The sequence below is a fragment of the Bradyrhizobium sp. AUGA SZCCT0177 genome (assembly GCF_018130125.1).
GTDB lineage: Bacteria > Pseudomonadota > Alphaproteobacteria > Rhizobiales > Xanthobacteraceae > Bradyrhizobium.
In genome coordinates, this window is sequence record NZ_JAFCMA010000008.1 from 45961 (window position 1) to 71491 (window position 25531).

The window sequence follows — 25531 nt, forward strand, 5'->3', positions numbered from 1 at the left end:
TAGTCATGACCATTAGCGGCGTCAGCGGACGGACATCCTACATCGGCTCAGGCATCCTTGATCTGCGCAGCCAGCTCGACGCGCTGACTCAGCAGTTGGCGAGCGGCAAGATCTCCAACACCTATGCGGGGCAGGGCAGTGGCCGCAGCCTCGCTATCGGCTTGCGCTCGCAGCTCAGCGGCCTGGCCGGCTATGCCGATACCGCGGTAAACCTGAACACGCGCATCAGCGTCGCCAACCTGTCGCTGCAGCGGCTTGTCGACGTCGGCTCGTCGGTAAAGGGCGCCGCGGTCAGTGCGGTCAGCGAGATCGACAACACCGGCCAGACCGCGGGACAGAAAACCGCATCGCTCGGGTTCCTTGATTCCGTCGATATGCTCAATGCCAAGTCCGGCGATCGCTACCTGTTCTCCGGCCGTGCCACCGACACGCCGCCGGTGACTCCCGCCGACGTAATCATGAACGGCAACGGCGCCCAGGCCGGGCTCAAGCAATTGATCCTGGAGCGCAAGCAGGCTGACGTCGGCACTAGCGGCCTTGGCCGCGTCGTGTTGACGGCGCCGTCGGTGACATCAGTGCAGATCGCCGAGGACGCTTCGCCGTCCGAGTTCGGCCTCAAGCTCAATGCGATCACCTCGACGCTGACGGGCGCGACGATCACCCAGCCGACCGGCACGCCGGCGGCGATGTCGGTTGATCTGGGTGCCACCAACCCGGCTGAAGGCGAATCGGTCAAGTTCACCTTCAATCTGCCGGATGGCACCACCGAGGACATCACTTTGACGGCCTCGACGGCGACGCCGCTGCCGGCCAACACCTTCGCCATCGGTGCCAACCCGGCCGCGACGGCTGCCAATCTCAACGCCGCCCTCAATACCTCGATCGGCAAGCTCGCCAATGGGCCGCTGGTGGCGGCATCAGCGGTGACGGCTGGCGACAATTTCTTCGACCAACCGCCGATGCGCGTCGGCACTACACCGTTCGGCGCGGCGACCACACTGGTGGCGGGCACGCCGGCGAACACTGTCAGTTGGTACCAGGGCGAAACCGGCACCGATTCCGCGCGCGGTACCGCCGTCGCGCAGATCGATCAATCGATCACGGTGCAATACGGCGCCCGCGCCGACGAACAGGCGTTGCGCTCGCAACTGCAGACCGTCGCGGTTTTTGCCGCGGTGACGACGTCGGTGACCGATCCCAATGCCAACGCGCAGATCGCTGCGCTGAACCAGCGCATTGCCCAGAATCTCGCGGACGTGCCGGGGACGCAGTCGATCCAGGACATCCAGGCCGACTTCGCCGGCGCCGGCGCGTCAATCAAGGCGGCCACCGATCGCCAGGCCCAGACCAAGACGATCACGCAGACGATGCTGGATTCGATCGAGGGCATCAACGACGACGAGGTCGCGACCAAGATTCTCGCACTGCAGACCAGTCTGCAGGCCTCGTACCAAACCACAGCGATGCTCTACCAGACCTCGCTGACCAAATATCTCTGATGATCGCCGGCTGATAGCTCCTCCGACACGCAAAAAAGGCCTCCTTGCGGAGGCCTTTTGTCGTTGTGGTATTGTCCGGTGCCGATCAGGCCGACTTGCGATCGGCTTCGCTGCCGGAGTTAGCCGCCCGCAGGTTTCTCGCGTCGGCGATCAGCTCTTCTTCGTGGCCGATCAGCTTCTTTGATTCCTTCAGGGCGTGGTACAGGTCGCCGTTCAGGATGTTATTGTTGATGCCTTCGATGAAAGGCCACGCGCTCGGCATGGTGCTCAGGATGTCCCGCACCAGGCTGAAATAGGTCGGGTGATGCGCCATCGGATCCGGCGACAGATACATCAGTTGCACCGAGAGATAGATCAGCTTGGCCGGCGTATCGGCGGTCTCGGGCGTCAGGATGTCTTTCTCGCGCAGGATCGGGATCCTGTCGCCGTCGATCAACAGGCGCGCGCGCTGGTCGGTGTTGGTCACCACGCAGGCGCCGATGATGATCCGCTCGTTCGGCTTGAGTTCAACCTTCAAGGCCATGCCTGTTCTCCGTCGCCGTTTTGAAAGCGCAGTCATTGAAGAGGGAAAGCGTGCCGCCAGCTACGCGCTGGCGCTCCTCCAGGCGATTCGAACGCAATCCTTTCCCATTATAGTTAACCATTGGTGAACGAGGCCAACCGGCTGCTTTTTCGTCTGTCGCCCAATGTGCAGCAATATCAATGGTTTTTGGAGGTAAGGCGCGTCAATGAAGGCAATTTGTTCCTTTTTTGGCGCGGGAGGAGTCCAGTTTCGATTCATTTCTCTTTAGGGGGCTTCGCTCCAGTTTGGCCTCACCCGATCGAAAAAGATTGGGACAACGACTGTTCCTCGATTTTCACACCAGAAAGGTCTGAAACATGTCCATCGTTCTCTCTGCCTCGGTTCGTCAGAACCTGCTCTCGCTTCAGTCCACCGCCGACCTGCTGTCGACCACCCAGAATCGCCTTGCGACTGGCAATAAGGTCAACTCGGCGCTCGACAACCCGACCAACTTTTTCACCGCGCAGGGCCTCAACAACCGCGCCAGCGACATCAACAACCTGCTCGACAGCATTGGCAACGGCGTGCAGGTTCTGCAGGCTGCCAACACCGGCATCACCTCGCTGCAGAAGCTGGTCGATACCGCGAAGTCGATCGCCAACCAGGTGCTGCAGGCCCCGGCCGGTTATTCGACCAAATCCAGCGTCACCAGCGGCGCGAACGCCGGGGGAACGGCAGCCAACCTGCTAGGCGCAACGCTTGTGCAGGGCGACGTCCTGACGATCGCAGCGACCGGCGGCGGCACGGCGTCGAGCATCACGTTCGGTACCGGTGGGGCCGAAGTTGACACGCTGACCGAACTCAACGCGGCTCTCGCACCCAACAACCTGCAGGCTTCGGTTAACGACACCACCGGCGCGATCACGATCACGACGACCAACGATAAGGCTTCGGCCACCGTCGGCGCGCTCGGTGGCACCGCGATTGGTGCGGGCAAGGCATTCCTGCCCGCTTCGACGACCGTGGTCGCGGCGGTTGCCGACACGGCTTCGCAGACCATTCGCTCGAGCCTGGTGAAGCAGTACAACGACATCATCACGCAGGTCACGACGACTTCTCAGGATGCCTCGTTCAACGGCATCAATCTGCTGAACGGTGACGATCTCAAGCTGACCTTCAACGAGACCGGCAAGTCCACCCTGAACATCAAGGGTGTGACCTTCAACGCGGCGGGCCTCGGCCTTGCTTCGCTGACCTCGGGCACGGACTTCCTGGACAATTCGTCCGCGAACGCCGCACTGGTCAAGCTCAGCGCCGCCAGCACCACGCTTCGCACCCAGGCGTCGTCACTCGGTTCGAACCTGTCGGTCGTGCAGATCCGCCAGGACTTCAACAAGAACCTGATCAACGTGCTGCAGACCGGCTCGTCCAACCTGACGCTGGCCGATACCAACGAGGAAGCGGCCAACAGCCAGGCGCTGTCGACCCGCCAGTCGATCGCGGTGTCCGCGCTGGCGCTCGCCAACCAGTCGCAGCAAAGCGTGCTCCAGCTCCTGCGCTGATTTCGACGACATCTTGAGCGGCGGGGGAAACCCCGCCGCTTCGGACCACTGACAAACCCCTTGATTAACCCCGATCGAAAAAGATTGGGACAACGACCGTCCTCCCATTTCACACCAGAAAGGTATGAAACATGTCCATCGTTCTCTCGGCTTCGGTTCGCCAGAACCTGCTCTCGCTCCAGTCCACCGCCGACCTGCTGTCGACCACCCAGAATCGCCTTGCGACTGGCAACAAGGTCAACTCGGCGCTCGACAACCCGACCAACTTTTTCACCGCGCAGGGCCTCAACAACCGCGCCAGCGACATCAACAACCTGCTCGACAGCATTGGCAACGGCGTGCAGGTTCTGCAGGCTGCCAACACCGGCATCACCTCGCTGCAGAAGCTGGTCGATACCGCGAAGTCGATCGCCAACCAGGTGCTGCAGGCTCCCGCCGGTTATACGACCAAGTCGACAGTGAGCTCGACTGCGCTCGCCGGCACCGCGGACGACCTCGTTGACGGCACCGTCCTCGACGCCACCGACCAGCTGCAAATCGCGGCTACCGCTGGCCATGCGGCAGTCAACTTCACCTTCACTGCCACCACGTCGCTCGCTGACTTGAATGCGGCGCTGGCGACCAGCAATCTGTCGGCCAGCCTCGACAGCACCAACCAGCTCGTCATCAGCACAACCAATGATACGGCGTCGTCCACGATCGGTGCGGTTACGTTCACCAACACCGGCGGTGGCACCGTGACCTTTGGGGCCGCCGGCAGTGCGCCGGTTGCCGACGCGGCTTCGCAGACCATTCGCGCGAGCCTGGTAAAGCAGTACAATGACATCATCACCCAGGTCACGACGACTTCTCAGGATGCGTCGTTCAACGGCATCAACCTGCTGAACGGTGACGATCTCAAGCTGACCTTCAACGAAACCGGCAAGTCCACCCTGAACATCAAGGGCGTGACCTTCAACGCAGCGGGCCTCGGCCTTGCTTCGCTGACCTCGGGCACGGACTTCCTGGACAATTCGTCCGCGAACGCCGCACTCACCAAGCTCAGCGCCGCCAGCACCGTGCTTCGTACTCAGGCGTCGTCACTCGGTTCGAACCTGTCGGTCGTGCAGATCCGCCAGGACTTCAACAAGAACCTGATCAACGTGCTGCAGACCGGCTCGTCCAACCTGACGCTGGCCGATACCAACGAGGAAGCGGCCAACAGCCAGGCGCTGTCGACCCGCCAGTCGATCGCGGTGTCCGCGCTGGCGCTCGCCAACCAGTCGCAGCAGAGCGTGCTCCAGCTCCTGCGCTGATTTCGACGACATCTCAAGATCAAGCGGCGGGGGAAACCCCGCCGCTTTTTTGTTTTCCAGGGCCGAAACGGGGCGAAAAAGCGCTGCGCGCCCTCCGGTAAGGAAGCATTAATCACATCGCTTAAGCCGGCGTTTACCTTAATTTAAAGGAAGCTGACTAGAACTGAGGACATAAACTAGGAAAGTTTGACACATGTCCGTTGTTCTTTCGGCCTCGGTTCGCCAGAACCTGCTCTCGCTTCAGTCGACCGCGGACCTGCTCGCCACCACGCAGAACCGCCTCTCGTCCGGCAAGAAGGTCAATACGGCGCTCGACAATCCTACCAACTATTTCACTGCCGCGGGGCTCGATAACCGCGCCAGCGACATCAACAACCTGCTCGATGGCATTGGCAATGGCGTACAGGTGCTGCAGGCCGCCAACACTGGCCTCACCTCGTTGCAGAAGCTGGTCGATACCGCGAAGTCGATCGCCAACCAGGTGCTGCAGACGACCGCCGGCTATTCTCCCAAATCCAGCGTCACCAGCGGCGCGAACGCCGGGGGAACCTCAGCCAACCTGCTGGGCGCCACGCTTGCGCAGGGCGACGTCCTGACGATCGCAGCGACCGGCGGCGGCACGGCGTCGAGCATCACGTTCGGTACCGGCGCGGCGGAAGTTGATACGCTGAACGAACTCAACGTGGCTCTGGCACCCAACAATCTGCAGGCTTCGGTTGACGACACCACCGGCAAGATCACGATCACAACGATCAACGACGCGGCTTCGGCCACCGTCGGCGCGCTCGCCGGCACCGCGACCGGTGCGGGCAAGGCATTCCTGCCGGCTTCGGTGGTCACGGTCGCACCGGCCGCCGATGCGGCTTCGCAGACCATTCGCTCCAACCTGGTGGCCCAGTACAACAACATCATCGCCCAGATCACGACGACAGCGCAGGATGCCTCGTTCAATGGCATCAACCTGCTGAACGGCGACGATCTCAAGCTGACCTTCAACGAGACCGGCAAGTCCATATTGAACATCAAGGGCGTGACGTTTGGCGCGGCGGGCCTTGGCCTTGCTTCGCTGGTCGCGGGCACCGACTTCCTGGACAATGCCTCGGCCAAGGCGACGATTGCCAAGATAAGCAATGCGTCGGACATGTTGCGGACGCAGGCCTCTTCACTCGGTTCCAACCTGTCGGTCGTGCAGATCCGGCAGGACTTCAACAAGAACCTGATTAACGTATTGCAAAACGGCTCGGCCAACCTGACGCTGGCCGATACCAACGAGGAAGCGGCCAACAGCCAGGCGCTGTCGACCCGCCAGTCGATCGCGGTGTCCGCGCTGGCGCTCGCCAACCAGTCGCAGCAGAGCGTGCTCCAGCTCCTGCGGACCTAGCGGCGACCAGAGAAAAGTCGAGGGCGGCGGGGGAGACCCCGCCGCTTTCTTTTGAGTCGGCGGCGTAGCGGTTACCGCCGATTTATGGACACATTTGGCAACCGCAGCTAACCATATTTAAAGACGCGACCTGTATGAAAGTTGGGCAGTTTTCAAGCCCCGCGGTTCTGCGAATCGCTCCCATCGAGGTCAGTTAATGTCCAATGCAGCCCAAGCCTACGCTCGCACGTCACAAACGACAGCCTCTCCCCGTGAAATCGAAGCGCAAGCGCTGCTGAAGGCCGCACGACAACTCCAGGACGTTCAGGCCAACTGGGCTGGTCCCGACAAGAACATGCACAACGCACTGCTGTTCAACAGCCGGCTTTGGTCGATCTTCATGAGCGCCGTGGAGACCAACGACAACCCGCAGCCGATGGAAGTTCGTCAGAACATCGCCAATATCGGCGTCTTTGTGATGAAGCAGACCATCGAGATGCAGATGAATCCGGATCCGGCCAAATTGAACTCGCTGATCGACATCAACTGCAACCTGGCCGCGGGGCTATCGGGCCGCGGCTGACCGCGGAGTAACGGAGCGCGATCATGGCTGACGTTTTCAGTATCCTGTCGGCCAACTACAAGACCGTGGGAATGGCGGTTCCGTCCAAGACGCCGTATGCGCCGGTCGATCCCACGCTCTATCAGGGCGACTGGACCGGAAAATACGCCAACAACAAGTCGTTCAAGATCACGGTCTCGAACGTCACGGGATTTCGCGCCAAGGTCCACTACCAGAGCGGCAGCACCAACAAGTTCGCGGACGTTCTGATCAGGGACAATGCATTCCGGATCGGTGACTTGAAGTTCATGGTGACCAAGGAAGGAACGGCGGTCATCAAGAACGTCGTCACCGACCCGGCAACCGGCGGAACGTCGCTCGATACCGCTTATGCGAAGCAGAGCAGGTGAGCGGAATTCTCAAAGCTTTTTGAATCAAGCCCGCCGGTCGGTGGCGCGAAGACGCTGCGGCGCGTCCTTGCTGAGGTCGAGCGCGTGGAAATAGGCGCGGCGGCGCAGCACCGCTTCCTCGGGGAATTGCTTCACCACCTGGCTCGTCCTGTTATCGACGACCTGATAGACGACCGCTCGCGCGTCGCGATCGAACACCACCTGGTTCGAGACGGACGCATTCGAAATCGAAACGCGGACGGCAGCGGAATCGCTGGCGCGCGCGCCCGCATCCGACGCGACCACGCTCTGGCTCGCCGGCAATTGGGTCGCGACCGCATTATGCGCCGCTTCGCTGATCGGTTGAACGATCGGCGCGGCAACCGGTGCCCCCACCGGTTTGATGTTGAAATCTGTACTCATGGCAGCCTCCAGGCTTCCTTCGAGTCAAATCCCAACCCCTCTCAAACCGCAATATAGCTTCCCACCCCTCAACGCGGTGTTAGGGAACGCGCTGAATCCCGTGCTTATACGGGGGCGCGAATTTGTCGAAAATTTTAGATGTCTAGAGCGAGCGGCTGACCGCGAGCGGCGTCATGTTGCGCGGCCCGGGCGTCGCGCGCCGGCCGCTTGCCGTATAGGTGTTGGGAATGTTGCGGCGCTGGATCTCGACGTTGACGCCGCGCACGATGCCTTCGGACACCGCATGCGCGGTCGCAAGCACCGTGAGATTGATCTGCAGCATGGCGCGGAACGTGTCGTGATGGCGCCGCAGCGTGGTCAGCAGTTCAGGTGATACCTGCGCCAGATATTTTTGCGAGTTCTTCAGATGTTCGACCGCGACCATGTAGCGGCGCGACAGCTCGCCCTTCTGGCCTTCAAGCTCCATCGCTTCGCGGATCTTGCCGGCGCGAACCAGTTCGGTTTCGCGCTCGATGATGCCGAGCAGGCCGCTCATCACGTCCATCAGGTCTTCCGCGAGCTTGCGGGCCTCGACGGGCGAGGAGATCGCGCGTGCCGGAACTGCGGCGGGCTGTGCTTGCGGGCGCTGGTTCATGTCGGGTTTCCCTATCTCAGCCGGCGCGGTTGGCTTGCTGCAGGATCAAGGTGCGGAAGACGTCGTTGGAGATTCCGATGCCGCCGGATTTGGCGAACGACTTCGAATATTCATCCGTCAGCATCGAGCGCCAGGCGCCGGTGCCCGTCGTATCGCCGAACGGGCCTTCGCCTTTGACGCCGGTGGTCATCTGCGAGAACATCGAGTTCAGGAACATCGCCTCGAAGTCCTGCGCCTTGGCGCGGGTCTTCTTCTGCGCCTCGGGCGAAATCTTGGTCAGGGCCTCGGCCAGCTGCGGATCGTTGCGACCGTTGATCAGCGTGGATTTCGGGTACGAATTGCCGATGCCGTTCAAGCTGCTTTGCATCACATCACCTCGATGTCGGCCTGGATCGCGCCGGCGGCCTTGATCGCCTGCAGGATGCCGATAAGGTCGCGCGGGCCGATGCCGAGACCGTTGAGGCCGTCGACGAGTTGCTGCAGCGAGACGCCGTCTTTCACGACCGCGAATTTCTTGCCGTCTTCGGAAACGGACACGCTCGAGCGCGGCGTCACCACGGTCCGGCCGCGTGACAGCGGGTTGGGTTGGCTCACTTGCGGACTCTCGGAAATCGAGACCGTAAGGTTGCCCTGCGCCACCGCCACGGTGGCGACGCGCACATCGCGGCCCATCACGATGATGCCGGAGCGTTCGTCGATCACGATCTTGGCGGTGAGGTCGGGTTCGACCTGCAATTGCTCGATCTCGGTCAGGAAGGCGACGACGTTGCCCTTGAACTCGGCGGGAATCGCCAGCTGCACCGTGGAGGGATCGATCGGCTCGGCGGTCTTGACGCCGAGGAAATCATTGACGGCCGCGGCGATGCGCTTGGCGGTGGTGAAATCGGCATTGCGCAGCGCCAGCCGCACATTGGGCAGGCGATTGAGCGCGAATTCGATCTCGCGCTCGATGATGGCGCCGTTGGGGATGCGGCCGTTGGTCGGTACGCCGCGGGTGATGCTGGCGGCGGCGCCTTCCGCCGCGAAGCCCGAGATTGCGAGCGAGCCTTGTGCGACCGCATAGACATTGCCGTCAGCGCCGAGCAGGGGGGTGACGAGCAGGGTGCCGCCGGTCAGGTTCTTGGCGTCGCCGAGCGCGGAAACGGTGACGTCCATCCGCGTGCCCTGGGTGCCGAACGCCGGCAGATTGCCGGTGACCATCACGGCAGCGACGTTGCCGGTGCGGATGGTTGCGCCGCGGATGTTGACGCCCATGCGTTCCAGCATTGCCTGCAGCGACTGCTTGGTGAAGGGGATGTTGTTCAGCGTGTCGCCGGTGCCGTTGAGGCCGACGACGAGGCCGTAGCCGATCAACTGGTTCTGACGCACGCCTTCGATATTGGCGAGGTCCTTGATCCGCGAGGTCGCGCCTGCGGACATGGCCGACAACGCCAGCGCCAGCAGCGCTGCGCAGCCCACCCACAACACTCTCGCCGTATGGATGCCGGGCATCCCAATGCTCCCCTGGAAGTCGTTCCCGGACAACGCGCCACTCCCATGACGGTAGCCCGTGATTAACTATGCGAGATCGGTGCCACGCGGTTTCATTGGCCTAGTCCGTTGAAAGTGCTATGCTTTGTTCGGTGGTGCGCGATCCGGCCGATCTCGCGGCACCGGCGAAACTGCCGTGCGGCGGCAGATTTTGCCGGGTCGTTTACGCGGCATTAACCATAAAGCGGCGAAGCTCCCTGCAATCGACCGGCGAGATTCACGACGATGCGCATCTACGGACCGAACGGCACCACGCTTGGATCGCCCGCGAGCAGCACGCGGCGAACCAGTTCGACCGGCTTTTCGCTGCCGGATGCGCCGGCGACGCCGGACGAGACCCGCTCCGCGGCCCCGCCGAAGGCCGCCGGCAGCATCGACGCGCTGCTGGCGATGCAGGGCGTCGAGGATCCGACCGAGCGCCGCAAGCGGTCGGTGGCGCGCGGGCGCGGCGCGCTCGACGTGCTCGACGAACTCAAGCTCGGGCTGCTGTCCGGCAATCTCGACACCGCCACCATGAACCGGCTGCGCGATGCCGCGGCCAACCTGAAATCCTCCTCCGGCGATCCCGGCCTCGATGCCGTCCTGGCCGAGATCGAGCTTCGGGTCGAAGTCGAACTGGCCAAGGCCGGGAAGTTCTAGGCTTCGCGCTTCCTCACATCCCGTCTGTCACGCCGCCATCGCATTGCGCTGCGCATCGTAGCGGCGCTGCGCGTTCAGCACTTCCTTCAGATTGCTTTCGGCCCAATCGCGCAAGGCATCGACGGCCGTTGACAGCGTCGCCCCCAGCGGCGTGATCGAATACTCCACCGTCACCGGCACGGTTGCGATGACGCGGCGCTTGATCAGCCCGTCGCGCTCCAGGCTCTTCAGCACCTGCGACAGCATCTTCTGCGAGATGCCTTCGATGGCGCGGCGCAGCGCGTTGAAGCGCATCGGCTCGTCGCGCACCAGGATCAGAATCAGCACCGCCCATTTGTCGCCGACGCGATCGAGAATCTGGCGCGTCGGACAATTGGCGGCATAGGCGTCGGGTTTCATTTTCATGGCGGTTACTCCGGCGTAATCAGGTGAGTTCAAAGTGCTCTCTTAACACCTACGCTCTTTGCGTTATCTAGTCACCATTGGATACCACATCCATCCCATCGCAAGGAGACCAAAGATGAAGATCGCCGTCGTCGGCGCGTCCGGAAATGCCGGCTCGCGTATCGTCACCGAACTGGCCAGCCGCGGCCACACCATCACCGCCATTGCCCGCCACCCCGAGAAGATCGCGAGCCAGCCGGGCGTCACGGCCAAGCAGGGCGACGTGCAGGATCAGGCCGGCCTAGCCGCACTGTTCGCCGGCCACGATGCCGCGATCAGCTCGGTGCATTTCCTCGACAGCGACCCGGTCCGGCTGATTGGCGCCGCCCGTGATTCGAAGGTTGGCCGCTACCTCGTGGTCGGCGGCGCCGGGAGCCTCGAGGTGGCGCCGGGCGTCCGGCTGGTCACGACGCCGAACTTCCCCGTGGTATACAAGGCCGAGGCCGAGAAGGGCGGCGTCTTTCTCGACCTGCTGCGGCAGGAAAAGGAGCTGAACTGGACCTTCCTGTCGCCCTCGGCCCTGTTCACGGCCGGCGAGCGGACGGCTAAGTTCCGTCTCGGGACCGACCAGCTTTTGACCGCTTCCGACGGCAAAAGCTGGATTTCCTTCGAGGACTTCGCAGTTGCACTCGCCGATGAAATCGAGCGTCCGGCCCATATCCGGCAGCGTTTTACCGTCGGTTACTGACCAAGCGGGCTGCCCCGCTGCGGTGCACAGTTTTGCCTGTGTATGCGCTCCGGGGCGGCCTTCCTTGCTGCAGGGCCGATATTGTCTGTCACAACTCGCCGCTATATAAGGCGCGCGCGGACGGACGATTTTCTGTTCCGCCTTGCACTTGTAGATAGGCTGACATTGGAAAAGTTGAAGAATTATCGACCCTCCGAAAAAGAGCCTTTCATGAACGACCGCCAGCGCGATTATTTTCGCGCCAAGCTGCTGGCGTGGAAGGACGAGATCCTGCGGGAATCGAAGATCACCCTGCAGACGCTCCAGGAAGAGAACGTCAATCATCCCGATCTGGCTGATCGCGCCTCTTCCGAAACCGATCGCGCGATCGAACTGCGCGCCCGGGACCGCCAGCGCAAGCTGATCTCCAAGATCGACGCGGCGCTGCAGCGTATCGAAGACAACACCTACGGCTATTGCGAAGAGACCGGCGAGCCGATCTCGTTGAAGCGGCTGGAAGCCCGTCCGATCGCGACGCTGTCGGTGGAAGCGCAGGAGCGTCACGAAAAGCGTGAAAAGGTTTACCGGGACGAGTAGAGTAACGTCCGGCACCTGACCGCAGCGCGCGGTCGGCACTGCCGGTTTGCAACGAGAGAGCTGCCGCCGATGGACAAAATTCTCGCGGCCGCCAAAAATATCGCCACCGCGCGCCGCGGCCGCAACCCGCTGCCGGCGCTTTCGAGCGAACTCGTGCCGCAGGACGAGGCCGAGGGCTACCAGGTTCAACGCGCGGTCCACGATCTCTTGCTGCCGCAGGTAGGCGGCCTCGTCGGCTACAAGATCGGCTGCACCAGCGCGGTGATGCAGCAATATCTCGACATCCCCCATCCCTGCGGCGGCGGCGTGTTCGCCAAGGGCGTTCATGAGTCCGGCGCGAAGCTGCGTTTCGGCGATTACGTCCGCGTCGGCGTCGAGTGCGAAATCGCGGTCCGGCTCGCGCGCAACCTGTTGCCGTCGGAAGCGCCGTTCACCGCCGAGTGGGTGATGGAGGCGATCGAGGCCTATTATCCTGCGATCGAGATCGTCGACGATCGCTACGTCAAATGGGAAACGATGGGGGCACCGACCTTGGTCGCCGATGATTTCTTCGCCGCCGGCTGCGTGCTCGGCAAGGCGATACCGCGCAACAACGCGCCCGATCTGCTCAAGGTGGTCGGACGCGCCATCGTCAACGGCACCGAAGTCGGGCGCGGCACCGGCGCCGATGTGCTCGGGCATCCGCATAATGCGCTGGCCTGGCTCGCCAATCACCTGGCCGAGGAGGGCAAGGGATTGCACGCCGGGCAGATCGTTCTCACCGGCAGCCTGGTCAAAACCGTGTGGCTCAACGCCGGCGACAAGGTGGTGATGGAGCTCGACGGGCTCGGCACGGTGGCGGCGAGTTTTCGGGACTGAGCGGCAATCATGCAAGGGCAGGAGAGCGTTCCCTCGATCGTTGAGGCCGACGCGCGCGGTGAAATCGCCGACATCTACGCCGACATCCGAAAGGTGCTCGGCACCAGCGTCGTCAATTTGATCTGGCGCAACCTCGCGACCATGCCGGGCGCGCTGCCCTGGACCTGGGCCACGGTGCGGCCGCTTTATCTCGGCGCCGCACCGCTGCATGCCGAATCCGTCAGGCGCACGATCGCCTTGCCCGATCTGCCCGGATTTTCCGCCGACACGTTGCTCGCCGCCGGCATCGATCAATCCGACCAGGCCATCATTCGCAATGTGCTGGACAGCTATCAACATACCAACGCGCTGGCTCTGACCGTGCTGTCGGCGTTGCTCGCGCATTTCGAACCGCGACCGGCCGGTACAGTCACGGCCGCCAGCTCCGCGTCGCCGCCTTCCGGCGTCAAGATTCCGGAACTGCCGCCGATGGACGCCCTCGATCCCGAGGTGGTGCGGCTGGTTGGCGAATTGAACGGTTTTGGCGAGGACACCGAACCGCAATTGATTGCGAGCATGTACCGGCATCTGGCGTACTGGCCGGCGTATCTGGCGCTGATGCGAACCATGCTGGCGCCGCTGCAAGCCGACGGCCGGCTCGATGCGCTGACGCGTTCGACACGCGCGCTTGGGCACGCGCACGGCGCGATGCTGGCGCCGCAGCTGAAACCTGCAGCGCCGCCCGATGCGCTTGCGGGCGTGCTGAAATCGTGCCGGTTGTTTGTCGAGCATCCGATCGCCCGCATGACCGGGCTCTGCGCGTTGATCCGTCGCGCCACGCCTGAGTGAATAGATCTTGTAGCCCGGATGAGCGGAGCGACATCCGGGACGGCTGCCTATGTGAATCCCGGATATCGCTGCGCTCATCCGGGCTACGAATTCTTCATCAGCTACCCGAGCACTTCAACTCGGTGCGGTCGTAGAACGCCTTGATGGCGTTGAAGGGGACGACGAACCGTTCCGGATACCCCTTGAACCACACCAGCACTTCGAAGCGGTCGTCCTTCACGGCCAGCTTGCCGAATTCATATTGCAGGACGACGGTCATCTCGTTCGGATATTTTTCCAGGAGATATCCCGGCATTTTCACGCCCTCGGTCCGGGTCGTGAAGGTGACATGGACCGGATGTTCTTCGGCCGCGTGCCACAGCGTCTCGGCAATGTTGAAACGCGCCGGCGTCGTGCTGCAGGGTTCAGCCGCCACCGCGCCGGATGCGGCGAACACGGTCGCCAGCATGGCGAACAGGATTCCTGCTTTTTTTGTTGTGGCCTGCATTGGTCCGTCTCATGTTGTCGCACTGTTTCATGCGTCAGTGACCTCGGAGTGCACATGGGTTCAATCCGGCGGACCATTGTCCCTTCGAATGTGCGGGAGGTCACAGCTACGCCGTCGTCCCGGCGAACGCCGGGACCCATACCGCGTGATCTTTCGATAGAGGCTCGGTAACAGTGACCGTTCGCAAAACTTCTTCCTGTGGTTATGGGTCCCGGCGTTCGCCGGGACGACGGCGGTGTTTGTTGTTACACCGTGGTCTAAACGCACTTCCGCATTCTCGCGACGCATTGCGCCCGAGCTTTGCCAGAAATTTCCTTGCCCTCGAAAATGAGGGCGCAGGGAAGACCGGGTGCGCGCTGCACCCGCGGTCCCGTGTGCGGTTTGCACAAAACAAAGTGCACACGAGCATACAGGGCAGCGGAGAACACCCGGCCTTCCCTGCGCAATGGCTTTACGGCTTATGCCGTGATCTCCCCGGAGACGAGTTCTTGGTTGACTCCGTCGCTACCGTTCAGCTCTCGCTTACCCGACAGCTTGACACCTGCAACGGGTGCCAGGACCACACGGTTTTGCCGTACGCTTATCCACGCCGTCGTCGAGGCGCAAACCAGCGTCCACCGCAACCCGCCCAACGTCCGTGACGACGGCCGACGCCCTTCTGACCAGGACGGGATGGGCGAAGATATGCATCTGATTTGCCTTCTGGTAAACAGAAATATTTTTTATTTCAGGGCTTGACACGATTTCCGTAAATCAGAACTGATTTGCCCGACGGGCCAATAGGCCGCATGTTTTTGACTTGCCAGAGCGCAACTCGGCTCTTTCACGCCGGAGAACGACGCACTACGCTGTCCCAGCGCGGCAAGCCTTGCACGACCAATCAAGCAGGCACCTGCGCAAGGGAGGGTAAATGATGCCGCAGCTCACGCCTGTGAACCGCCGCAAATTGCTGGCCATGCTCGGCGGCTCGATTGCCGCGCCGTATCTCGTAACGCGTGACGCGTTCGCGCAAGAGGCCTGGCCCACGCGGCAGGTGAAATACGTCAACGGTTTTCCGGCCGGCGGCGCCACCGATACGCTGTCGCGGATCATCTGCCAGAAGATGAGCGACCTGTCCGGACAGACCTTCGTCGTCGAGAACAAGGCCGGCGCGGGCGGCGTGCTGGGGGCCGATGCGGTGGCGAAATCGCCGCCGGACGGATACACGCTCGGTCTCGGCGGCATCGCCAGCAACGTGCTGGCGATCGGAAGCTACGCAAAACTTCCCTACGATCCGCGCGGCGATTTCACTTTCATCGGCGGCATGTGGCAATTGCCCAATATCCTGGTGGCGAGGAAGGATCTGTTCTCCTCGGATATCAGGGAATTGCTGGCCGCGTTCAGGAAGGAGCCGAAGAAATACACCTATGCTTCGGCGGGCTTCGGTACCACGCTGCATTTGTCGGGCGAGATGATGAACAGCATGGGCGGCGTGGAGGTCAACCACATTCCCTATCGTGGCGCCGGGCCGGCGTTGACCGACCTGCTCGGCGGCCGCGTCGATCTGTTGTTCGACAATCTGCCCGGCTCATTGCCGAGCGTGCGCGCAGGCCAGGTCAAGGCGGTTGCCGTCACCTCGCTGAAACGCATTCCCGAACTTCCTGATGTGCCCACGATGGCCGAGGTGCTGCCGGGATATGCGATGACGTCGTGGACCGCGCTGATCGGGCCAGCGAACATGAAGGCCGATCTTGTCGCGCAGGTAAGTGCGCTCACCGTCAAGGCGCTCGCCGATCGCGCCTTGCAGGAGCGCTACGCAGAGCTTGGCGCCACGCCTTGGCCGGCGTCATCAGCCGAGATCAGCAAATTCCGCGACGACGAGGAAAAGCGGCTGCTGCCGATCATGCAGGCGGCCGGGATCAAGCCGGGGTGAGGGCGCTGGTGGTCGGGGACAGCAGCGGTAATGACCAACGCGCTACTCGGACCTCCGCGAACGGCACGCCGCGAAGACTAGGCGGTTGTTGCCAGCAGCATCCTATGACACCATCCAGGTACCGCGTTTTCATGATCTCTGGATGCCTATGCCGCCTCGGAAATATACTTGGGAAAAGCTGTCGGATGAGCAGTTGCTCAAGCAGCGTCTCAGCAGCCTGAAGGTCAAGATCAAGGGCACCTGGCTCGAGGACTGTCTCGGCACTCTGAACGAAGAGCTCCAGGCGCGGGGCATACGGCTGCGGCCGCACGCGTGGATATCGAGCGAATGGTTCAGTCCGGCAGATGTGCCCGGCATTGCCATCCCGTTCTATCTTGCCCATCCCCGCCTGATGAAACTCGAGAAAAAAATGATGCTCGAGGTAGAGGGAAGTACCTGGTCGGAGTGCATGGCCATCCTCCGTCACGAGGCAGGCCATGCCGTGCAGCACGCTTACCAGTTGCAACGCCGCCGACGCTGGCAGCAGTTGTTCGGCCCGTCCTCGAAACACTATCCGCTCTACTACCGGCCCAATCCGGCCAGCCGGCGTTACGTCCAGCATCTTCGGCGCTGGTACGCGCAGAGCCATCCGGACGAAGATTTCGCCGAAACCTTTGCGGTGTGGCTGCGACCGCGGTCGAAATGGCGGGCACGCTATGCCGGTTGGCCGGCGCTGAAGAAGCTCGAATATGTCGACGAGCTGATGAGCGAGATTGCAGGCGAGCGGCCGCCGACTACATCACGGGAGCGTGTCGATCCGCTGTCCGGGCTCAGCCAAACGCTTGGCGAGCATTACCAGAAGAAGCAGGCGTTCTACGCTTTCGAGCCGCCGAAGACGTATGACCGCGACCTATCCCGTCTGTTCTCCACCGATCAACGACATCGACGGGCGCAGCCGGCGGCGTCCTTCATCAGGCGGCACCGCGCGCAAGTCAGGCAGCTGGTCGCGCTATGGACGGGCGAGAACCAGCTTACGCTCGATGCCGTTCTCGATGACATGATCTCCCGCTGCCGCGAACTCGGTCTCCGGGCCCCGGGCTCGGAACGGAAGCTTGTGATCAACTTCACCATTCTGTTGACCGCCAAGACCATGCACGCGCTGTTCGGCCCGTCACGCCGCAAATGGATCGCGCTATGAGACGCCTGCGCGTTCTAGTCCTGATGCATCCGGACTTCTTGCCGCCGGACTCGACCGACGGATACACCGCGCAGGAAATCAACCGATGGAAAACCGAATTCGACGTCGTGAGCACCTTGCGCGCGGCAGGCCACGATGTGCGCCCGCTCGGCGTGCAGGAGGAAATCAAGCCGGTCCGGGACGCGATCGAAAGTTTCAAGCCGCATGTGGTGTACACATTGCTGGAGGAGTTCCACTATACGTCGGGGTATGACCAGCACATCGCGAGCTTTCTCGAGCTGATGAAAGTCCCGTATACCGGCTGTAACCCGCGCGGCCTGGTCCTGGCGCGCGGCAAGGACCTGTCCAAAACGTTGGTGCACCATCGCCGGATCGCGGTGCCGGCCTTCGCCGTGTTTCCGATGCGCCGCAAAGTCAAACGGCCGACGCGTCTTGCGCTGCCGCTGATCGTCAAGAGCCTGAACGAGGATGGATCGTTCGGCATCTCGCAAGCATCCATCGTCGATACGGACGAGAAGCTCGCAGAGAGAGTCGCTTTCGTCCACGAACGGATGGGAACTGCCGCCATCGCCGAGCAGTACATCGAGGGACGTGAGCTCTATGTCGCCGTGCTCGGCAATAATCGGCTGCGAGTTCTGCCGGTTTGGGAATTGAAATTCGGCAGCATGGGTGGCCAGGGGGCACGGCAGATTGCCACCGAAAAGGTCAAACACGATCCCAGTTACCAGGAACGCGTCGGAATTGTAGACGGGCCGGCCAAGAACCTTGCGCCGGAGGTATCTGCCCGCATTCAGCGAACCGCGAAACGCATCTACCGTACACTGAAGCTCGATGGATACGCACGCATCGACTTTCGGCTCTCTGCCGACGGCACTCCGTATTTCATCGAAGCGAATCCCAATCCCGAAATAGCGAAGAGCCAAGAGTTCGCTACAGCCGCCCGGCATGACGGGCTTGACTACCCCGACCTGCTAAATCGCATTCTGGCCCTCGGAATCAGCCGGGCAAAGGCGGGCGCATCCGTAGGCTGAAAGGCAACGCAAAACGGTCATGCACAGCGGTGGTGCGCGCTCGGAAGTTGATGTTTCTGCGCTCGTCAACCCAAGGCGGGAGATATAAAGTCCCTGTGCAGGCAAGTTGGTCTTTGGGCGCCATCGAACCGCACGGTGATGCCGGTGGTACGAGGGCTCAGCTCAATGACAATGCCAGCCCGGTCAGCCAGCTCTGGGCACCGAGCGACTCCAAGTTTACTCATCTTGAAACGGGTGCCGACAAAAATTCTGTCGGCCTTCTGGTCAATCATTATGGCTATTCGATAAGTCGAAAAAAATCGTCTTCAGTAAAGCAAAGCGTCAAATCGCAGGGATCAGACTAGATCGGATCAACCCTGTGAACAATCTCCGGAGTAATACCGGACTCCGCAACGCAAGTAAGCTGCGTATCGCAGCGCAGCATTGATCGTCACTGATGAACACGCGGCCAAGCGTGGGAAAGCGAGTAAAACCAGCCACACGACGACAAAGCTTTCGGCATCGGCGGTCAAGTCGCTGGGATTTGCCGCGACAGCTGAAATCTCACGTCCGCCGAGGACACGCGATGCAGAAAGGCAACGCCCCGACGGAATGTCATCCGAGCAAGAAAATCTCCTTAGTATTTCCCGGACCAAGCGTGTATTTCCGGAACCCAGTCGGTACGGAGCGGGCCATGGAATTATTTCGGGCTGAGATGGTGGCCGTTGTGGAGAGTGAGACGGACAAGGATTGCCCTTCTTGTGGCGAGAGGTTGAGGCTGGTTCGAACAATGGTGAGCCCGAGCACCGGCTGCATCGTCCACATGTTCGAATGCAAGTGCGGACAGCGCACTTGGGCCGATTAGACGACTAAGAGTACAGCCTGTATCGATTGGACGACAACGTTGTCGTGCGGCAGTCTCGAAGACCAAGATGGTGGGTTACGCTTCCGCCTTTCGCTCTTTGAGCGACGGCGGACAAGTCGCTAACCCACCCTATGAAGCTGCGTCATCGTGCGGCCCTGACGTTCAGCCGACCAATTCGACCTTGCCGCTGTCGAGCCGATAAATACCACCGACAACCCTGATCTTGCCCTCGGCTGCGGCGGCGCTGAGGATTGGCGTCGCCGATTTGAGCCGGGCGACAACGTCGATGACATTCTGGCGGATGGCATTCGCGAGCTTGTCGCCGGGTTTGTCCGCGCTGGCCTTGACGGCAGGCGCAAGCGCGTTGACCAGCGACGGCAGGTGGCCGGGCAGAGTGGTGTTGTCCTTGAGCGACTTGATCGTGGCATCGACGGCGCCGCAGCTGTCGTGGCCGAGTACCAGGATCAGCGGCGAGTTGAGCACGGCTACGCCATATTCCAGGCTCGCGACCGTATCGTCATTGGCGAAATTGCCCGCAACGCGGCAGACGAACAGATCGCCCCGGCTGCTGTCGAAGGCATATTCCGGCGCGATGCGGGAATCCGCGCAGCTCAAAATGCTGGCGAAGGGATTCTGGCCGCCAACAAGAGCTTCCCGCTCGCTTTTGAAATCGTGCCGGCGCGAGACGCCTTCGACATAACGCGCATTGCCTTTCATCAACCGATCGAGGGCCGCGGCCGGCGACATCTGGTTCTGCGGCTTCGGCGGCGGTTTTGCATCCTTGGCCTTAGGATCCTTGGCAAAGGCCGCCGGCGCAAAGGCCAGAGTTGCGGCGATCCCGCCTGTGAATTGAAGAAAGCGGCGGCGTGAGGTTTCACGAACTTCAATGGCACGGCTGGCATCGCAGATACGGCACATGGCGGTTCTCCTTGGGGAGACGATAGCGATGCCGACGTTTATGTCACTGCGAGTGACGCGATGCAATCAGGCTCGCCGATTGCAACCCCAGCGGGTTCGCGCAAAGCGTGCTCAAATGACAGTTCGTAAGATACGTCCTTACGCCCGCGACGACGCCTGTCGCGATACGCTGTAGGCGTCCCAGCTGCCCCAGCTCACCTGCGCGAGGCTGCGCAGATCGGTCGCCAGCGGCCGCTTGGTTTGCCTTTCGTGCGCGGCGATGCATCGCTGCGATTCAGCGATCTTGCGCTTGAGCTGGGCCAGGGCTTTTTGTTGCGCATGGCCGGCCGCGCCGGTCATCTCGCCAACCCGGAACCGGGCGATTTCCAGTTCCTTGACGGCCTCGCGGTTCTTCTTGAGCTGAACCCGGTGCCAGGCGATGTTGCTATTGCTTTCAGCGTTCATGTTTGCAGCCGTGATCAATACGAGTGGGCAGGAGAGGGAACGCCTGCGCGCGCCGGCCAGGTGACCCGACCTGGTCAATCCCTTGGATCCTCTCCTGGACTTTCGAGGATGAGACGGCTTGGTTAACGAAGGGTTAATGGCGTGGTAACGATCCGCAGGATCAGCGCCACAGGCAGCCTCAGCGCTGCTCCGCCGTCGCCGGCTTCTGATCGTCATCCGCCAGGCACCGGATGACAAAAGCGGTCCAGTCGCGCGGCAGCACCTTGGCGAGATGGGCCTTGCGCCGGCATTCGAGTTGCTCGGCCTTCTTGGCGTTCGCCTTCTCCTCGGTGAGGGAGGATTGCCTGATCCGGCGCAGCGTCACCGGCTCGCCGTCGGACTCGAATTGCAGTTCGTATTTCCGGCCATCCCTGGCGGTCGCCGCACAGGTGATGCTGGAGACCTGCCGCGTCGCGATGATCCCCATCTGACGGCAGGTGCCGGTCGATGATTCAACCAGTGGCACCGGCAGGCCGTCGACCTTCGGCCTTTCCTTGGAGTTCAGCAGCATCCGGTCGACCTGCAGTTCATAGACGTTGTCCTGCTCGCGGCGGCCGGTTTCGCCGGAGAACGAAATGATGTGGCTGTCATCCTTGGGATCGTCGAGCACGATCGTGAAATGCGCGCGGCCCTGCTGGCCGTGGAAATAGGCTACCGCCTTGCAGCCGAAATCGCTGCCGGCGATCTTGAGCCTGGTGCACTTGCCCGAGATGTGCGCGTACATGTCGATGTCGGGCTCTTCACGTTCCACCGCGCCCGCGGTCAACGATGGCGTTGCCGCACAGAGAACGCCAACAAGGAACGGCCAGCAGAAGCGCATCGTCATGTCCGGTTCAGGAGAATTGGCCCGGTCAGGCACCGAGGGAATATCAGTTCGAATCGCATTCTGGTGGAACACTTTGTCGTTTCGATGGAACTTTTTGCCGGAAAAACACGGCAATCTGCCGCACTGCACCGGGGAATCATGGCCCTTTTAACCCGACACTAACTGGGATTCCTAACCGGGCTTCCATTCATCGCTGGCCTGATACCCATAGCCTCCAGCGTTGTCGATACGAGGGTTGAGGACTTGAAGACCGGAGCCAAAGCAAGTCCAGACGTCGCACAGGGCTATGCCGTGCGGCTGATGCAGCATTTGGTGGTCCCGACCTTCGTGCTCAATCCGAAACGGCGCGTCGTGATCTGGAACCGGGCCTGTGAGCGCCTCACCGGCGTCGTCGCGGCTGACGTCATCGGCACATCGGATCATTGGCGCGCGTTCTATCAGCAGCAGCGTTATTGCCTGGCCGATCTGGTCGCGCTCGGACGGCCCGACAAATTGAGCCAGCTCTATCCCGAGCACACCATCCCCGATGACGGCGTCGGCTTTTCCGCCGAAAACTGGTGCGTGATGCCGAAGCTCGGCAATCAATTGTATCTCGCCATCGACGCCGGCCCGATCCACGACGAGGACGGCAAACTGATCGCTGTCGTCGAGACCCTGCGCGACATGACCGATCAAAAGCGTGCGGAGCTGGCGTTGCAGACGCTGGCCGCGAGCGACGGCCTGACCGGCCTTGCCAACCGCCGTTCGTTCGACCAGGCGCTGGCGATGGAATGGGCGCGTGCGCAACGGACCAAAAAGCCGCTGTCGCTGCTGTTGTGCGACGTCGATCATTTCAAGCTCTACAATGATCTGCACGGCCATCAAAAAGGCGACGAGTGTCTGCGCGCGGTGGCGGATGCGATCGGCAAGAACGCGTTTCGCCCGGCCGATCTTTCGGCGCGCTATGGCGGAGAAGAGTTCGCCATCATCATGCCCGAGACCGATTCCGCCGGCGCGCGAAAACTCGCCGAGCGGCTGCGCGATGCGCTGGCGCGGGGCCGGCTGCCGCACGGCGCGCCTTGTGTGCCGCCGTTCGTGACGCTGAGCATCGGCATCGCGACGCTGGTGCCGAGCGAGGATACGCGCGCGGATTGGCTGCTGGGGCAGGCCGACCAGGCGCTCTACGCCGCAAAATATTCCGGCCGCAACCGCGTCGTGTCGGCTGACAAAGTGCTCGCCGCGTTCGCCGGCGCGCAGGACCTGCGCGAGAGCGAGACGCCGCAGCCGGTCCGCAAGCGCCGTGTGCGCAAGTCGGCTTGACGTTCGCGCTTTCCGTCATTTCCTCAAAACGACCGCGGCCCTCGTCAGGGGAGCTGACAAGGGCCGCGTTGGTACACATCGTCGCGCCTAGGTTCGCAACGAGGTGTGGGAGCTCGGGATTACGAATTAGAACGGCAGCAGCACGTCCATTACCTGCTGGCCATAGCGGGGTTGCTGCACGTCGGTGATCTGGCCGCGGCCGCCATAGGCGATGCGGGCCTGCGCGATCTTCGAGGAATCGATGGTGTTGTCGCTCTGGATGTCTTCCGGGCGCACGATGCCGGCGACGATCAGCTCGCGGATTTCGAAGTTGACGCGGATCTCCTGCTTGCCTTCGACCACGAGATTGCCGTTCGGCAGCACCTGCGTCACCACGGCGGCGACGTTTGTCTGCAGCGCTTCCTGGCGGTTGACCGAACCCTTGCCGTCGGTCGACGCGGTCGAGTCCGCCGTCAGGATCTTGCCCGGCAGGATCTTGTTGGCTTGCGTGATCGTCTGGGATCCGAGGAAGTCGGTAACGCCGGAGTCTTCCTTGCTGGAGCGGCTGCGCTGGGTCTGGTTGGCGATGTTGGCCTTGTCGGTGATGTTGACGGTCACCGTCATGATGTCGCCGACGCGCGCGGCGCGCTGGTCGCGGAAGAACGCGCGTGAGCCGTTCCGCCACAGCGAGTTCGCATTGTAGGAGGCCTGCTCGGGCTTGGGCATCGGCATCTGCACCGGCTTGTAGCCGGGCTGCGTGGTCGGATTCTCGATCTCGGTCAGCTTCGGCTTTTCGCCGATCTGGGAGAGACGGTCGATCGAGGAACAACCGCTTGCGAACGCTGCCACGGCCAGCAAGGCGCCGGTGAGAATGAAGCGGTTGATACGGGAGACTGACATTTACATTACTCGGCTTTTGGAGCGACTGACGAACTGAGTTTGGCGACGGCGACGGGGGCGGCTTGTCCGGTGCTGCCGAGCGAGGAGGTGGTATCGGTGGCGGCAGGCGCAGGGCGCGGCGCGGCGACCGTGATCGAGACCTGGCCGCGGCCAATCACGGTGCCGGACACCGTGCGCTTGGATTGCAAATTCATGACGTTGACGACGTCGCCTTCGGTACCGCTTTCGAGCGCCTTGCCGCGCACGGTGAGGTAAAGTCCGGGGGAATCGTAGACCAGCGTGACGTTCTGGTCGCGCTGCACCAGATCCGGCTTGGCGAGATCGGCAACCCGGACGGCCTGGCCGGCGCGCAGCTGGCGGCGCGCCTGCATGCCGACCGCGCGGTCGCGCGTGGCGGCATCTGCGCCGACTTCGGCCTTGGGGCGGCGCTCGACCACGACGTCGGAGGATTTCAGAACTTCGTTGCGCTCGATTGCGCGCGCCAGCACCGCGGCCTCGATGGTCTCGATCGCGGTGCCGGTGAAGCGCAGCTTGATCGGCGCCGTGCCGCTGTCGTTGGATATTTCGAAGGTGATGTCGAAGCGGCCGTTGCGCGGATCGAAGCGCACGATGGCGGCCTGCATGCCGCCGGTGTTGGAAGCATCGAGCCTGACATCGCCGGGATCGCGGTCGAAGGTGAGATTGAGACTGGCGGCCTCGCCGAGGCCGTTCTTGCGCTCCAGCGTGCGCGCGATCTGCTGCTCGATGTCCTTGCCCTCGAGCGTGCGGGCCAGCCGCGTCACCGAAATTTCCTTCAGGTCGCGGGTGTCGACGCCGATCACGTGATGCGAGCGCAGTGCATTGAGCACTTGCGCGACCGGCAGCGAACCGGTGGTGCCCAGATCCGGCGCGCGGTAGATCGCGATCTGCGAAGCGCTGCCGGCGTTGTCGATGATGTCGCCGATCCGCACCAGGTCGCCCGTGACGGTCACGCTGGCGCGCAGCGCGGGTGCGGCGATGACGTCGCCACGGGTCTGCGCGACCGCTGTCGCCGCGGAGGCGGCGATGAGCGCAGTGGCAAGGAGGAGCGCGCGGGCGATCATGACAATTCCTCAGCGGAACATGTTGGAGGTGGACTGCAGCATCTGGTCGGCCGCGCTGATCACCTTGGCGTTCATCTCGTAGGCGCGCTGCGCCGCGATCAGGTCGGAGATTTCGGTGACGACCTCGACGTTGGCCTGTTCGAGGTTGGACTGCTGCATGTCGCCGAAACCGTCGGTGTTGGCGATGCCGTCCTGCGGCGGCCCCGAGGCCGGCGTGTCCGTGAACAGATTGTCGCCGATCGGGTTGAGGCCGGCCTTGTTGATGAAGCGGGTCAGGCCGATCTGGCCGACGGTCGACGGCGTGGTCGATCCGGGCAGCAATACCGACACCTGGCCCTGGGCGTTGATGGTGAGGCCGGAAGCGCTCTGCGGGATCGTGATGGTCGGCTGCACCGGGTTGCCCTGCGAGGTCACGACGCGGCCCTGCGCGTCCATCTGGAACGAACCGTCGCGGGTATAGGTGTAGGTGCCGTCAGGCATCTGGATCTTGAAGAAGCCTTCGCCGCGGACCGCGATGTCGAGCTCGTTGCCGGTCGGCAGCAGCGTGCCCTGGCTCATCAGGCGCGGCGTGCCGACGGTCTTGACGCCACCGCCGATATCGACGCCCACGGGCAGGATGGTGCCCTGATCGGACGCCTGCGCGCCGACCCGGCGCACATGGTCATAGATCAGGTCCTGGAACGCGGCGCGCTGCTTCTTGTAGCCGGTGGTGCGCATGTTCGCGATGTTGTTGGAGATCACCTGAACGTTGAGTTCCTGTGCCGCCATGCCGGTCGAGGCTGTGTAGAGTGCGCGCATCGATCA

29 protein-coding genes are annotated in these 25531 nt (G+C 62.4%); 16 read left to right on the forward strand and 13 right to left on the reverse strand.

What is annotated here, in order from left to right; all coding sequences use genetic code 11:
- Window positions 1-5 precede the first annotated feature (5 nt).
- Window positions 6-1499 (forward strand): flagellar biosynthesis protein FlgL, encoded by a 1494-nt coding sequence (locus tag JQ597_RS11355; protein ID WP_212264263.1) that lies wholly within the window; start codon window positions 6-8, stop codon window positions 1497-1499.
- 85 nt (window positions 1500-1584) lie between these two features.
- On the opposite strand, the gene flbT is transcribed toward JQ597_RS11355, so the two are convergent.
- Window positions 1585-2022, reverse strand: coding sequence for a flagellar biosynthesis repressor FlbT (flbT, locus tag JQ597_RS11360; protein ID WP_212264264.1), 438 nt, complete (start codon window positions 2020-2022; stop codon window positions 1585-1587).
- Window positions 2023-2378: 356 nt separating this feature from the next.
- On the opposite strand from flbT, the gene JQ597_RS11365 reads away from it, so the two are divergent.
- From JQ597_RS11365 to JQ597_RS11385, 5 genes are all read left to right on the forward strand, one after another.
- Window positions 2379-3563, forward strand: a complete 1185-nt coding sequence (locus JQ597_RS11365) for a flagellin N-terminal helical domain-containing protein (RefSeq protein WP_212264265.1) — start codon at window positions 2379-2381, stop codon at window positions 3561-3563.
- Window positions 3564-3694: 131 nt separating this feature from the next.
- Window positions 3695-4858: a flagellin N-terminal helical domain-containing protein gene (locus tag JQ597_RS11370; RefSeq protein ID WP_212264266.1), complete on the forward strand. Its 1164-nt coding sequence runs from the start codon at window positions 3695-3697 to the stop codon at window positions 4856-4858.
- 193 nt (window positions 4859-5051) lie between these two features.
- A complete protein-coding gene (locus JQ597_RS11375) occupies window positions 5052-6239 on the forward strand; it encodes a flagellin N-terminal helical domain-containing protein (RefSeq protein ID WP_212264267.1) in 1188 nt (395 codons plus the stop codon).
- A 196-nt stretch (window positions 6240-6435) separates the two neighbouring features.
- Window positions 6436-6801, forward strand: a complete 366-nt coding sequence (flaF, locus tag JQ597_RS11380) for a flagellar biosynthesis regulator FlaF (protein ID WP_212039225.1) — start codon at window positions 6436-6438, stop codon at window positions 6799-6801.
- Between the two features lie 23 nt (window positions 6802-6824).
- Window positions 6825-7190 (forward strand): hypothetical protein, encoded by a 366-nt coding sequence (locus JQ597_RS11385; RefSeq protein ID WP_212264268.1) that lies wholly within the window; start codon window positions 6825-6827, stop codon window positions 7188-7190.
- Between the two features lie 24 nt (window positions 7191-7214).
- On the opposite strand, the gene JQ597_RS11390 is transcribed toward JQ597_RS11385, so the two are convergent.
- From JQ597_RS11390 to JQ597_RS11405, 4 genes are all read right to left on the reverse strand, one after another.
- Entirely contained in the window at window positions 7215-7592 is a 378-nt protein-coding gene (locus JQ597_RS11390) for a hypothetical protein (protein ID WP_212264269.1), read from the reverse strand.
- 142 nt (window positions 7593-7734) lie between these two features.
- Window positions 7735-8226: a hypothetical protein gene (locus JQ597_RS11395; protein ID WP_212264270.1), complete on the reverse strand. Its 492-nt coding sequence runs from the start codon at window positions 8224-8226 to the stop codon at window positions 7735-7737.
- Window positions 8227-8242: 16 nt separating this feature from the next.
- The gene (gene flgJ, locus JQ597_RS11400; protein WP_212264271.1) at window positions 8243-8593 is read right to left on the reverse strand and encodes a flagellar assembly peptidoglycan hydrolase FlgJ; all 351 of its coding nucleotides are present in this window, start codon (window positions 8591-8593) and stop codon (window positions 8243-8245) included.
- Complete coding sequence (locus JQ597_RS11405) at window positions 8593-9717, reverse strand: flagellar basal body P-ring protein FlgI (RefSeq protein ID WP_212264272.1); 1125 nt, start codon at window positions 9715-9717, stop codon at window positions 8593-8595. Before JQ597_RS11405 ends, flgJ begins: the two co-directional genes overlap by 1 nt.
- Window positions 9718-9981: 264 nt before the next feature.
- Here JQ597_RS11405 and JQ597_RS11410 point away from each other — a divergent pair, with 264 nt between their 5' ends.
- A complete protein-coding gene (locus tag JQ597_RS11410; RefSeq protein ID WP_192740236.1) occupies window positions 9982-10395 on the forward strand; it encodes a flagellar assembly protein FliX in 414 nt (137 codons plus the stop codon).
- A 27-nt stretch (window positions 10396-10422) separates the two neighbouring features.
- On the opposite strand, the gene JQ597_RS11415 is transcribed toward JQ597_RS11410, so the two are convergent.
- The gene (locus JQ597_RS11415) at window positions 10423-10794 is read right to left on the reverse strand and encodes a winged helix-turn-helix transcriptional regulator (RefSeq protein WP_212264429.1); all 372 of its coding nucleotides are present in this window, start codon (window positions 10792-10794) and stop codon (window positions 10423-10425) included.
- 121 nt (window positions 10795-10915) lie between these two features.
- Here JQ597_RS11415 and JQ597_RS11420 point away from each other — a divergent pair, with 121 nt between their 5' ends.
- The 4 genes from JQ597_RS11420 to JQ597_RS11435 all read left to right on the forward strand — a co-directional run bounded on the left by JQ597_RS11420 (window position 10916) and on the right by JQ597_RS11435 (window position 13789).
- Entirely contained in the window at window positions 10916-11527 is a 612-nt protein-coding gene (locus tag JQ597_RS11420) for an NAD(P)-dependent oxidoreductase (protein WP_212264273.1), read from the forward strand.
- 210 nt (window positions 11528-11737) lie between these two features.
- Window positions 11738-12103 carry an RNA polymerase-binding protein DksA gene (gene dksA, locus JQ597_RS11425; protein WP_092509290.1) on the forward strand — a complete coding sequence of 122 codons (366 nt, stop codon included), beginning with the start codon at window positions 11738-11740 and terminating at the stop codon, window positions 12101-12103.
- 69 nt (window positions 12104-12172) lie between these two features.
- Complete coding sequence (locus tag JQ597_RS11430; protein ID WP_212264274.1) at window positions 12173-12961, forward strand: 2-keto-4-pentenoate hydratase; 789 nt, start codon at window positions 12173-12175, stop codon at window positions 12959-12961.
- 9 nt (window positions 12962-12970) lie between these two features.
- Entirely contained in the window at window positions 12971-13789 is an 819-nt protein-coding gene (locus tag JQ597_RS11435; protein WP_212264275.1) for a hypothetical protein, read from the forward strand.
- A gap of 97 nt (window positions 13790-13886) precedes the next feature.
- Here JQ597_RS11435 and JQ597_RS11440 read toward each other — a convergent pair whose 3' ends face one another.
- Complete coding sequence (locus JQ597_RS11440; protein ID WP_212264276.1) at window positions 13887-14276, reverse strand: ClpXP protease specificity-enhancing factor SspB; 390 nt, start codon at window positions 14274-14276, stop codon at window positions 13887-13889.
- A 910-nt stretch (window positions 14277-15186) separates the two neighbouring features.
- Between JQ597_RS11440 and JQ597_RS11445 the strand changes: the two genes are divergently transcribed.
- The 4 genes from JQ597_RS11445 to JQ597_RS11460 all read left to right on the forward strand — a co-directional run bounded on the left by JQ597_RS11445 (window position 15187) and on the right by JQ597_RS11460 (window position 18740).
- Window positions 15187-16188 (forward strand): Bug family tripartite tricarboxylate transporter substrate binding protein, encoded by a 1002-nt coding sequence (locus JQ597_RS11445; RefSeq protein ID WP_212264277.1) that lies wholly within the window; start codon window positions 15187-15189, stop codon window positions 16186-16188.
- A 142-nt stretch (window positions 16189-16330) separates the two neighbouring features.
- Window positions 16331-17365, forward strand: a complete 1035-nt coding sequence (locus JQ597_RS11450) for a putative zinc-binding metallopeptidase (RefSeq protein ID WP_249135114.1) — start codon at window positions 16331-16333, stop codon at window positions 17363-17365.
- Window positions 17362-18396, forward strand: coding sequence for a D-alanine--D-alanine ligase family protein (locus tag JQ597_RS11455; RefSeq protein ID WP_212264278.1), 1035 nt, complete (start codon window positions 17362-17364; stop codon window positions 18394-18396). Before JQ597_RS11450 ends, JQ597_RS11455 begins: the two co-directional genes overlap by 4 nt.
- Before the next feature lie 113 nt (window positions 18397-18509).
- The gene (locus tag JQ597_RS11460) at window positions 18510-18740 is read left to right on the forward strand and encodes a hypothetical protein (protein ID WP_212264279.1); all 231 of its coding nucleotides are present in this window, start codon (window positions 18510-18512) and stop codon (window positions 18738-18740) included.
- 662 nt (window positions 18741-19402) lie between these two features.
- On the opposite strand, the gene JQ597_RS11465 is transcribed toward JQ597_RS11460, so the two are convergent.
- From JQ597_RS11465 to JQ597_RS38260, 3 genes are all read right to left on the reverse strand, one after another.
- Window positions 19403-20158 carry a carbonic anhydrase gene (locus JQ597_RS11465; RefSeq protein WP_212264280.1) on the reverse strand — a complete coding sequence of 252 codons (756 nt, stop codon included), beginning with the start codon at window positions 20156-20158 and terminating at the stop codon, window positions 19403-19405.
- Between the two features lie 138 nt (window positions 20159-20296).
- Window positions 20297-20602, reverse strand: coding sequence for a hypothetical protein (locus JQ597_RS11470; protein ID WP_212264281.1), 306 nt, complete (start codon window positions 20600-20602; stop codon window positions 20297-20299).
- A 178-nt stretch (window positions 20603-20780) separates the two neighbouring features.
- Window positions 20781-21467, reverse strand: a complete 687-nt coding sequence (locus JQ597_RS38260; RefSeq protein WP_349628810.1) for a hypothetical protein — start codon at window positions 21465-21467, stop codon at window positions 20781-20783.
- Between the two features lie 243 nt (window positions 21468-21710).
- Between JQ597_RS38260 and JQ597_RS11480 the strand changes: the two genes are divergently transcribed.
- On the forward strand, window positions 21711-22766 hold the full coding sequence (locus JQ597_RS11480) for a sensor domain-containing diguanylate cyclase (RefSeq protein ID WP_249147710.1): 1056 nt from the start codon (window positions 21711-21713) through the stop codon (window positions 22764-22766).
- A gap of 126 nt (window positions 22767-22892) precedes the next feature.
- Here the strand turns inward: JQ597_RS11480 and flgH are convergent, their stop codons facing one another.
- The 3 genes from flgH to flgG are packed head-to-tail and all read right to left on the reverse strand — an operon-like array spanning window position 22893 to window position 25525.
- Window positions 22893-23645, reverse strand: a complete 753-nt coding sequence (flgH, locus tag JQ597_RS11485) for a flagellar basal body L-ring protein FlgH (protein WP_212264282.1) — start codon at window positions 23643-23645, stop codon at window positions 22893-22895.
- A gap of 5 nt (window positions 23646-23650) precedes the next feature.
- The gene (gene flgA / locus JQ597_RS11490) at window positions 23651-24727 is read right to left on the reverse strand and encodes a flagellar basal body P-ring formation chaperone FlgA (protein ID WP_212264283.1); all 1077 of its coding nucleotides are present in this window, start codon (window positions 24725-24727) and stop codon (window positions 23651-23653) included.
- Between the two features lie 9 nt (window positions 24728-24736).
- Complete coding sequence (gene flgG / locus JQ597_RS11495; protein WP_192740248.1) at window positions 24737-25525, reverse strand: flagellar basal-body rod protein FlgG; 789 nt, start codon at window positions 25523-25525, stop codon at window positions 24737-24739.
- Window positions 25526-25531 lie beyond the last annotated feature (6 nt).

Coding starts and splice junctions, on each gene's coding strand:
- JQ597_RS11365 (WP_212264265.1), top strand. CDS start 2,379: ATGTCCATCGTTCTCTCTGCCTCGGTTCGTCAGAACCTGCTCTCGCTT.
- JQ597_RS11465 (WP_212264280.1), bottom strand. CDS start 20,158: ATGTGCCGTATCTGCGATGCCAGCCGTGCCATTGAAGTTCGTGAAACC.
- JQ597_RS11470 (WP_212264281.1), bottom strand. CDS start 20,602: ATGAACGCTGAAAGCAATAGCAACATCGCCTGGCACCGGGTTCAGCTC.
- JQ597_RS11375 (WP_212264267.1), top strand. CDS start 5,052: ATGTCCGTTGTTCTTTCGGCCTCGGTTCGCCAGAACCTGCTCTCGCTT.
- flbT (WP_212264264.1), bottom strand. CDS start 2,022: ATGGCCTTGAAGGTTGAACTCAAGCCGAACGAGCGGATCATCATCGGC.
- JQ597_RS11430 (WP_212264274.1), top strand. CDS start 12,173: ATGGACAAAATTCTCGCGGCCGCCAAAAATATCGCCACCGCGCGCCGC.
- flgG (WP_192740248.1), bottom strand. CDS start 25,525: ATGCGCGCACTCTACACAGCCTCGACCGGCATGGCGGCACAGGAACTC.
- JQ597_RS11405 (WP_212264272.1), bottom strand. CDS start 9,717: ATGCCCGGCATCCATACGGCGAGAGTGTTGTGGGTGGGCTGCGCAGCG.
- JQ597_RS11410 (WP_192740236.1), top strand. CDS start 9,982: ATGCGCATCTACGGACCGAACGGCACCACGCTTGGATCGCCCGCGAGC.
- JQ597_RS11385 (WP_212264268.1), top strand. CDS start 6,825: ATGGCTGACGTTTTCAGTATCCTGTCGGCCAACTACAAGACCGTGGGA.
- JQ597_RS11435 (WP_212264275.1), top strand. CDS start 12,971: ATGCAAGGGCAGGAGAGCGTTCCCTCGATCGTTGAGGCCGACGCGCGC.
- JQ597_RS38260 (WP_349628810.1), bottom strand. CDS start 21,467: ATGACGATGCGCTTCTGCTGGCCGTTCCTTGTTGGCGTTCTCTGTGCG.
- JQ597_RS11445 (WP_212264277.1), top strand. CDS start 15,187: ATGATGCCGCAGCTCACGCCTGTGAACCGCCGCAAATTGCTGGCCATG.
- dksA (WP_092509290.1), top strand. CDS start 11,738: ATGAACGACCGCCAGCGCGATTATTTTCGCGCCAAGCTGCTGGCGTGG.
- JQ597_RS11440 (WP_212264276.1), bottom strand. CDS start 14,276: ATGCAGGCCACAACAAAAAAAGCAGGAATCCTGTTCGCCATGCTGGCG.
- flaF (WP_212039225.1), top strand. CDS start 6,436: ATGTCCAATGCAGCCCAAGCCTACGCTCGCACGTCACAAACGACAGCC.
- flgJ (WP_212264271.1), bottom strand. CDS start 8,593: ATGCAAAGCAGCTTGAACGGCATCGGCAATTCGTACCCGAAATCCACG.
- flgH (WP_212264282.1), bottom strand. CDS start 23,645: ATGTCAGTCTCCCGTATCAACCGCTTCATTCTCACCGGCGCCTTGCTG.
- JQ597_RS11395 (WP_212264270.1), bottom strand. CDS start 8,226: ATGAACCAGCGCCCGCAAGCACAGCCCGCCGCAGTTCCGGCACGCGCG.
- JQ597_RS11455 (WP_212264278.1), top strand. CDS start 17,362: ATGAGACGCCTGCGCGTTCTAGTCCTGATGCATCCGGACTTCTTGCCG.
- JQ597_RS11415 (WP_212264429.1), bottom strand. CDS start 10,794: ATGAAACCCGACGCCTATGCCGCCAATTGTCCGACGCGCCAGATTCTC.
- JQ597_RS11390 (WP_212264269.1), bottom strand. CDS start 7,592: ATGAGTACAGATTTCAACATCAAACCGGTGGGGGCACCGGTTGCCGCG.
- JQ597_RS11450 (WP_249135114.1), top strand. CDS start 16,331: ATGCCTATGCCGCCTCGGAAATATACTTGGGAAAAGCTGTCGGATGAG.
- JQ597_RS11370 (WP_212264266.1), top strand. CDS start 3,695: ATGTCCATCGTTCTCTCGGCTTCGGTTCGCCAGAACCTGCTCTCGCTC.
- JQ597_RS11420 (WP_212264273.1), top strand. CDS start 10,916: ATGAAGATCGCCGTCGTCGGCGCGTCCGGAAATGCCGGCTCGCGTATC.
- flgA (WP_212264283.1), bottom strand. CDS start 24,727: ATGATCGCCCGCGCGCTCCTCCTTGCCACTGCGCTCATCGCCGCCTCC.
- JQ597_RS11355 (WP_212264263.1), top strand. CDS start 6: ATGACCATTAGCGGCGTCAGCGGACGGACATCCTACATCGGCTCAGGC.